Annotated in this window: 8 protein-coding genes; all 8 read right to left on the reverse strand. The window is 37.0% G+C overall.

Annotated features, from left to right (window positions below; all coding sequences use genetic code 11):
• Positions 1 to 281 precede the first annotated feature (281 nt).
• Positions 282 to 1088 (reverse strand): DUF368 domain-containing protein, encoded by an 807-nt coding sequence (locus tag V7183_RS14870; protein WP_097899278.1) that lies wholly within the window; start codon positions 1086 to 1088, stop codon positions 282 to 284.
• Between the two features lie 172 nt (positions 1089 to 1260).
• Entirely contained in the window at positions 1261 to 2217 is a 957-nt protein-coding gene (gene trxB / locus V7183_RS14875; protein WP_141523274.1) for a thioredoxin-disulfide reductase, read from the reverse strand.
• A 77-nt stretch (positions 2218 to 2294) separates the two neighbouring features.
• A complete protein-coding gene (locus V7183_RS14880) occupies positions 2295 to 3806 on the reverse strand; it encodes a tetratricopeptide repeat protein (RefSeq protein ID WP_335360001.1) in 1512 nt (503 codons plus the stop codon).
• 139 nt (positions 3807 to 3945) lie between these two features.
• Positions 3946 to 4458, reverse strand: coding sequence for an acyltransferase (locus tag V7183_RS14885; RefSeq protein WP_335360002.1), 513 nt, complete (start codon positions 4456 to 4458; stop codon positions 3946 to 3948).
• Between the two features lie 21 nt (positions 4459 to 4479).
• Positions 4480 to 5118 (reverse strand): pyrophosphatase PpaX, encoded by a 639-nt coding sequence (ppaX, locus tag V7183_RS14890; protein ID WP_335360003.1) that lies wholly within the window; start codon positions 5116 to 5118, stop codon positions 4480 to 4482.
• Between the two features lie 70 nt (positions 5119 to 5188).
• Positions 5189 to 6001 carry a prolipoprotein diacylglyceryl transferase gene (gene lgt, locus V7183_RS14895; RefSeq protein WP_335360004.1) on the reverse strand — a complete coding sequence of 271 codons (813 nt, stop codon included), beginning with the start codon at positions 5999 to 6001 and terminating at the stop codon, positions 5189 to 5191.
• A gap of 23 nt (positions 6002 to 6024) precedes the next feature.
• Positions 6025 to 6954 carry an HPr(Ser) kinase/phosphatase gene (gene hprK, locus V7183_RS14900; protein WP_335360005.1) on the reverse strand — a complete coding sequence of 310 codons (930 nt, stop codon included), beginning with the start codon at positions 6952 to 6954 and terminating at the stop codon, positions 6025 to 6027.
• 162 nt (positions 6955 to 7116) lie between these two features.
• Positions 7117 to 7491: a phage holin family protein gene (locus tag V7183_RS14905; RefSeq protein WP_097899284.1), complete on the reverse strand. Its 375-nt coding sequence runs from the start codon at positions 7489 to 7491 to the stop codon at positions 7117 to 7119.
• Positions 7492 to 7625: the final 134 nt, after the last annotated feature.

Raw genomic sequence — 7625 nt, forward strand, 5'->3', positions numbered from 1 at the left:
CTTCACCCCACACTGATTACTAATCATTTTTCAACATAGAAGTCGCTGCTACGCAGAGTAAAACGTGACCTTCACTCCCTTTCTCCCTTTGTTTTAAACCTTGCATGTGGCAGAAAAAGGCCTTGACCACTTCTACGCACGGCCAGTCGCTCTCGTCCTCTCCTAAAAAGAAAGGGTTTTATGTCAGTTTTTTCAATATATATAAATTGAACCAAGCAAGTTTTTCCGGACAATTCATGCTAAACAAAAAAATAAGTGATTGAGGGCTATCCCTCAATCACTTATTTCTTACTAAAATATGATACAATCGCAAACCCTAATACAAACGTAATAATAGAACTTACAATTGACATGCCACCGGACGGAATTCCAGGAAATACAACTACGATTGATCCAATCACAAGTCCGATAATCGCAGCGAATGTTGCGCTTTTAAAATGTGTTAATAAATAGCTAATTCCTTTACTACTTACAACAAATCCCATCATAACACCTGCACCAATTACTACAATTAACGGCAGATTTAATGTTGTTAAAGCATTAATTGCTGTTGGGTACACCCCAATAATTAATAAAATAAATGATCCACTAATCCCTGGAAGAAGCATAGCCATACTCGCCATCCATCCTGCAAAAAATAGACCAATTGTATTTAAAATTGTTAACGTCGTAATTGGGTCCGCCGCTTTATCCGGCTTAAATAATGCTGTTACAGCTACAAGTGCCGCTGCAACTATTAGTATCACAATATGTCCTGCTTTAAATGTTTCTTTTGCATTTGCTTCCCTCATTAACATTGGTAAAATACTTAAGATTAAACCAAGGAAGAAAAACTGTGTTGGCTCATAATGATTTGCCAGTAAATATTTAATCACATGACTTAATGTTAAAAATGCTGCCGCTATGCCAGCACCAAGCGGAATCAAAAAACTCAAATGTTTTTTCCACTCACGACTAAAGAATCCACTAATCGCCGCAAGCAGCCTTTCATAAATCCCTAGTACAACAGCAATTGTGCCGCCGCTCACCCCAGGAATTAAATCACTAACCCCCATACAAAAACCTCGATATATATTACGCCATTCCATACCGAATAAACTCCTCATTTCTTATTTTCATTTTTTTCCGTAAAGTCTAGTATATCAATGGGTAATCTTGTAATCCAAAGAATTTTTGACAAACATTTGACATTTAAGGTAAAAAATAAAAAAAGAAAGCTACGATTCATGTAGCTTTCTTCTCAAAAGGGAATCACATTCCCTATTTTTCTGTTACAGTTTTTAATTCCTCTAGTAATTCTTCCACATAATGCTGTGCACTTTGCGCTGCAATACTACCGTCGCCAGTTGCTGTTACAATTTGACGAAGCATTTTCTCGCGAACATCACCAGCTGCGAAAATACCAGGAACTTTTGTTTCCATGTGTTCGTTTGTTTCGATATAACCATTTTCATTTGTAATGCCAAGTTCAGTAAATGGTTTTGATAGTGGCAACATGCCGATGTAGATGAACGCACCATCTGTTTTAAATTCTTGCTCTTCACCACTGTTTACATCTACAAGTGTTACACTACCTACTTTACCGTTCTCTTCGTTAATTTCTTTCACAGTGTGATTCCAAATGAAATCTACTTTTTCATTTTGGAAAGCACGGTCTTGTAAAATTTTCTGTGCACGAAGAGCATCACGACGGTGAACAATTGTTACTTTTGATGCGAAACGTGTTAAATATACACCTTCCTCAACAGCAGAGTCTCCGCCGCCAACAACAACCAGTTCTTTTCCTTTAAAGAATGCGCCGTCACATACTGCACAGTATGATACACCGCGGCCACCAAGTTCTTTCTCACCTGGCACACCGATTTTTTTGTACTCTGCACCACTTGCAACGATAATTGCGCGTGTTTTGTATTCTTTTTTACCAGCTACAACTGTTTTATACTCTTTACCATCGATGATTTCTTTTACATCACCATATGCATATTCAGCACCAAATTTTTTCGCATGCTCGAACATTTTATTTGATAAATCAGGCCCTAAAATGGATTCATAACCTGGATAGTTTTCTACATCTTCTGTATTTGCCATTTGTCCGCCTGGAATACCACGTTCTAACATAAGCGTGCTCAAATTTGCACGAGATGTATACACTGCAGCTGTCATCCCAGCTGGCCCAGCACCAATAACAATGACATCATAAATTTTTTCTTCTGACACACTATTCACTCCTATTCATTCCTACCATAACTTACCCTCATTATACTGTTAGCATCTCTTTTTTCCCAATGATTTGCCTATGCGTGCGTACGCTTTACTGCTTTCACATATTTTCTTACAGTTGCTACAGATACATTATATATATTTCCAAGTTCGGCCTGTGTCATCTTATTTCTTTGTTCACCGCGTACAATATATTCAATTGCCGCCGACCAGCCAAATACATTCGTAAAGACTGTTCCCGATGTATATAAACGTATGAAAGTGCAAAACCAAAAATGTAAGCACTCTTCAATCAATTCATCTTCTTTATTTGTATAATTATATAAGGCATCCGCAATCCGAACACACTGTTCAAACGGCTGTAATTCGCCTGGAATACTCTTATGACTATTAAGTAAAAAGAAGTATTTCGCAAGCTGTGACACAATTGGAACACCATTTTTCGCTTGCGTTATATCAAAGAAAAACCCAATTTTCTCAGGTGTTGTTAATTCATTCATTAAATATAAAGCTAGCATTTGTTCCTCTAACGTTGCACTTTGCTGGAAAGATTTTCGCAGTTCTTCAAACAAAACATTTTGCCCTTCATCAGCTAAATTTAAAGCATTCCACGGCTCTTTTCCCTTTTTATCAGGGTGCAATTCTACAACAGATTGCCACATCTTTTCCGCTGTATGGTGATCTTTTACCATATAAGCTGAGTATGCAAACCAGTAATAGAAGCTAACATCTCCTTCATATCCTTGGCGTTTTAATAATCTTAACCACTTATAAGCATTTGCAAAGTGACCAATTGTCGCAAACGTTGTCCCTAGCTTTAAACGATGTTCAAACGACATCGGATATACGAATTCTAATTGTCCTGCTAAAAATTCTACTTGTTTATGTTCCCCAATTGAATATAGAAAAATAAGCGCATTGCAAAGCGCGTGCATATTACCAGGGTTTTTCTCTAAAATCATCTCGGTTAGCTTGAGTGCCTGATCTACATTTCCTGATTGAAAATGCGCAATTGCTAAGTTATTATAGCCCGACCAAAATTCTGGATAATCTTTCGTCACAACTTCAAGCGTAGCAATCGCTTCCTCTAATTGTCCGTTACGAATATAACGGTTTGCTTCCTCCTGCATGACAATTAGCTCATCTTCATCTTCAAGCTCTTCCGTATCCATCGATTCTTCTTCCATAATCTCAAGCAATTCTAGCGTATCTTCCACGAATTCTTGTTCTGTCGCTACTTCTAAATACTGCTCAGCATACTTCTTTGCTTGCTGGAACAAGCCAAGATATGCATAATTATTTGCGATAAAATAATAGCACTGTTCAATATCAGGATTCGAACGAATCAGTTTCAAGAAAATCTGATTTGATTCTTGATACTCACCAACTTCCGATAATACCGTTGCTAATTGACATAAAATAAACGGCTCTTTCTCGCTTTGTGCCGCTCTTCGAAAATATTTAATTGCATCTTGTAATTTATGACCCTGATAAGCTCTCATCCCTTTTTTATAAAAGAAATCTGCTAATTGATTAAAAGAGATAACTTGTCCGTTCTCCTTGTATATTCTTTGATTTTTCCCCATATATCCTCCAGTTTTTTGTTTTCTTCGCTCATACATTCTTCTATCTTTAAGTATAAACGATTCCGTAAAAAACAAAACAGTATATTATAATCAATTATTTCCTTTTTATTCATAAAAAGAGAAGGGAAATGTTACATTTTTAACATTGACCTTCTCTTACCGCCATTTCTTCTTTCGTATAAATGATACGCATCGGATTTCCACCTACAAATGCACCACTTGGTACATCCCGGTGAACAAGTGTACCTGCTGAAACAATGGCGCCGTCCCCTATCTTCACACCTGGCAAAACAGTGGAATTCGCTCCAATCATCACTTCATTCCCTATAATGACTTCTCCAAGGCGGTATTCTTTAATTAAATATTCGTGAGCTAAAATTGTTGTATTATAGCCAATTACTGAATTTGTTCCAACCGTAATCTTTTCTGGAAACATAATATCTGGCATGGCCATAAGTGCAAATGATGTTTGCTTTCCTACTTTCATCCGTAAAAACGTGCGATACAACCAATTTTTCACAGTTAAAAATGGCGTATAGCGCGCAATTTGAATGACAATAAAATTTTTCATGACCTTCCAAAAGGATACCGTTTTATACACATTCCATAATGAATTTGCTCCTGAAACAGGGTAGCGCGTTGTTCGTCGCACTTTACTCTCTCCCCTTACCCGCTATTCAGATAAAATGGATAATAAATCACTCATTTTATCTAATACATAATCTGGCTTATACGATTCTAAATACTCTCTACCCTTAATCGTCCATGCCACTGCTGCTGTTTTCGTACCTGCGTTTTGTCCACCTACAATATCATGATGATTATCGCCAACCATTAACGTTTCTTCTGGCTTTGCATTTAGTAGCTTTAGCGCCTTTTGAATTGGTTCTGGATGTGGTTTCACATGCTCCACGTCACCAATTGTGACAACAACATCAAAAAACTCGTTTAACTTTGAAAGCTTTAAACCCATTTCTACCGTTTGTCTTACCTTCGTTGTAACAATCCCAATTTTGTACCCTTGCTTCTTTAATTCTTGAACTGTCTCATAAACCGTTTCATATTCTTCTACTAAGTCATCATGATGCTCATGGTTAAAATGACGATAACACTGAATCATCTCTTCCACTTTACTCTCATCAATTGAACTGAATGTCTCTTGCAAAGATGGGCCGATAAATGGCAATACATCTTCACGCTTATACTGATTTGGATAGTATATATTTAAGGTGTGTAAAAAAGAAGAGATAATAAGTTCATTTGTATTAATTAACGTCCCATCTAAATCAAACAGCACTGTATTTATTTTCATTTTCCCTGGTCCCTTCCTGTCTATTCCTCAGTTGCCCAAATATGAAAGAAGCAGCATCCCATGTAAGATGCTACTTTTCTGAATATCTTTTATTAGCATATCCCATTTTACGTCTCACAATAATGAAAATGATAGACATGATAATAAGCCCGATGGACACTACTTGTGCAATACGAAGTGGTCCTAACATGAGGCTATCCGTACGTAAACCTTCTACATAGAAGCGTCCAATCGAATACCAAATTAAATACGTAAAGAATAATTCACCACGGCGTAAATTTGCTTTGCGCAATAATAACAATAGAATTACACCTGCAAAATCCCATAGTGACTCGTATAAGAACGTTGGATGATAATAAACACCATCAATATACATTTGATTAATAATAAATTGTGGTAAATGTAAACCTTCTAAAAACTGTCTTGTTACTTCACCGCCATGGGCCTCTTGGTTCATGAAGTTTCCCCAGCGTCCAATTGCTTGTCCAAGCAAAATACTTGGCGCCGCAATATCAGCTAACTTCCAGAAGGAAACTTTGCGTATTTTTGCAAAAATAATTCCCGTAATAACAGCCCCAATTAAAGCGCCATGAATCGCCAAACCACCTTGACGAGTATTAAAGATTTGAATCGGGTTTTGCCCATAATATTGCCACTCAAAAATAACGTAGTACGTTCTCGCGCAAATAATGGAAATTGGTACTGCGAATAAAACAAGATCGATAAATGTATCTTTCGGAACACCTAATCGTTCCCCTTCGTGAGTAGCAAGCCAAAGTCCAAGCAACACACCTGTACCGATAATAACCCCATACCAATAAACTGGGAACGGTCCAAGCTGAATTGCTATACGGTCTAACTGTGGTACAGACCCTAAAAGCATATGTATGACCTCCCTCTCCTAAATTACTCCTGATTACCTAGTTCAATCGCACTCATTAAGCGCTCTGAAAATTGCTGTGCAGCATTAACTCCCATGCGTTTTAATCTGAAGTTCATGGCTGCTACTTCAATAATAACAGCTAAGTTTCGACCAGGACGAACTGGAAGTGTAATCTTCGTAATTTCTGTATCTATAATTTTCATCTTCTCCTCATCAAGGCCTAGACGATCATAGTTTTTCTTTTGATCCCAAATCTCAAGATTAATTACAAGTGTAATGCGCTTGTGGTTTCGCACTGCTCCTGCACCAAATAGTGTCATTACGTTAATGATACCTAGACCACGAATTTCTAGTAAATGCTCAATTAAGTCTGGCGAGCTTCCCACCAAAGTATCTTCATCTTCTTGACGAATTTCGACGCTATCATCCGCAACTAATCGATGACCGCGTTTTACAAGCTCAAGTGCTGTTTCACTTTTCCCAACACCACTTTGACCTGTAATTAAAACACCAACACCATAAATATCTACTAATACACCATGAACAGCAGTTGTTGGTGCTAACTTCCCTTCTAAATAGTTTGTTAAACGACTTGATAGTCTTGTCGTCGTTTGGGAAGAACGTAAAAGAGGTACACCAGATTCACGTGATGCTTGTAACAATTCCTCAGGTACATCTTGACTACGCGTTACAATAATACATGGCGTCTCTTCTGTACAAAGAACTTTCATTCTTTCTTGCTTTTGCTCATTTGTTAATGTATCAAAAAAAGTAAGCTCTGTTTTTCCAAGAAGCTGTACACGATCCGCTGGATAATATGTGAAAAATCCTGCCATTTCAATCCCAGGTCGTGATAAATCACTCGTATCAATCGGACGGTGAATGCCTTCTTCACCACTTACTAATTCCAATTGAAACTGTTCAATTAAATCTTTTGTCCTTACTTTCGGCATATGTAAACCTCCACTCCGCTGCGGGTTCAGTCTCATTTGATGTGAAATTCCATTCTAACCGATATTGTACCATTTTTTTCTGAAAACAAGAAATATCGTTTCTATTAAATAGAAAAAAACATTTCATGAGTCCCATGAAATGTTTTTCCTTTTGTCATTTTTCTATTTCTTTTCAGATAACGGCTCAACAATTACTTTATCAATCAGCATATTTAAAATAGAAATACAAATTGCCGCAATAATTGCTACCCCAAATCCTGATATGTTGAAAGCATCACCTAATAATGAATCTGTCATTTCTAGCGTAATTGCATTAATCACAACTAGGAAGAAACCGAATGTTAAAACAGTAATTGGCAACGTAATTAAAATTAATAAAGGTTTCACAAACACATTTAAAATCGATAAAATAATACTCGCAATAATTGCTGTTTGTATATTTTCTATGTAAAATGCGTCTGGTGCGATTCCCTTTAGAAGACCTGATACAACAATTAACACAACGCTATTTACAAGAAGTGATAGAATCCATCTCATTTTCTTACACATCCTTTTGACATATATACTTAATCATACGCTAATGGCTAGCAAACGCCAAGTAGCATGTAAATAAATTAAAAAACGAGAGAAAACTTTTCTTTTTTTGGTAGGAAAAGAGCATCTGGCCATGC

The sequence above is a fragment of the Bacillus sp. JJ1127 genome (genome assembly GCF_036965845.1).
In the GTDB taxonomy this organism is placed as follows: domain Bacteria; phylum Bacillota; class Bacilli; order Bacillales; family Bacillaceae_G; genus Bacillus_A.

What these genes read in the sequence shown, in the direction of transcription:
- lgt (WP_335360004.1), bottom strand. Translation starts at nt 6,001, where the DNA reads ATGCTTTTAGGGTCTGTACCACAGTTAGACCGTATAGCAATTCAGCTT.
- V7183_RS14880 (WP_335360001.1), bottom strand. Translation starts at nt 3,806, where the DNA reads ATGGGGAAAAATCAAAGAATATACAAGGAGAACGGACAAGTTATCTCT.
- ppaX (WP_335360003.1), bottom strand. Translation starts at nt 5,118, where the DNA reads ATGAAAATAAATACAGTGCTGTTTGATTTAGATGGGACGTTAATTAAT.
- V7183_RS14905 (WP_097899284.1), bottom strand. Translation starts at nt 7,491, where the DNA reads ATGAGATGGATTCTATCACTTCTTGTAAATAGCGTTGTGTTAATTGTT.
- hprK (WP_335360005.1), bottom strand. Translation starts at nt 6,954, where the DNA reads ATGCCGAAAGTAAGGACAAAAGATTTAATTGAACAGTTTCAATTGGAA.
- V7183_RS14870 (WP_097899278.1), bottom strand. Translation starts at nt 1,088, where the DNA reads ATGGAATGGCGTAATATATATCGAGGTTTTTGTATGGGGGTTAGTGAT.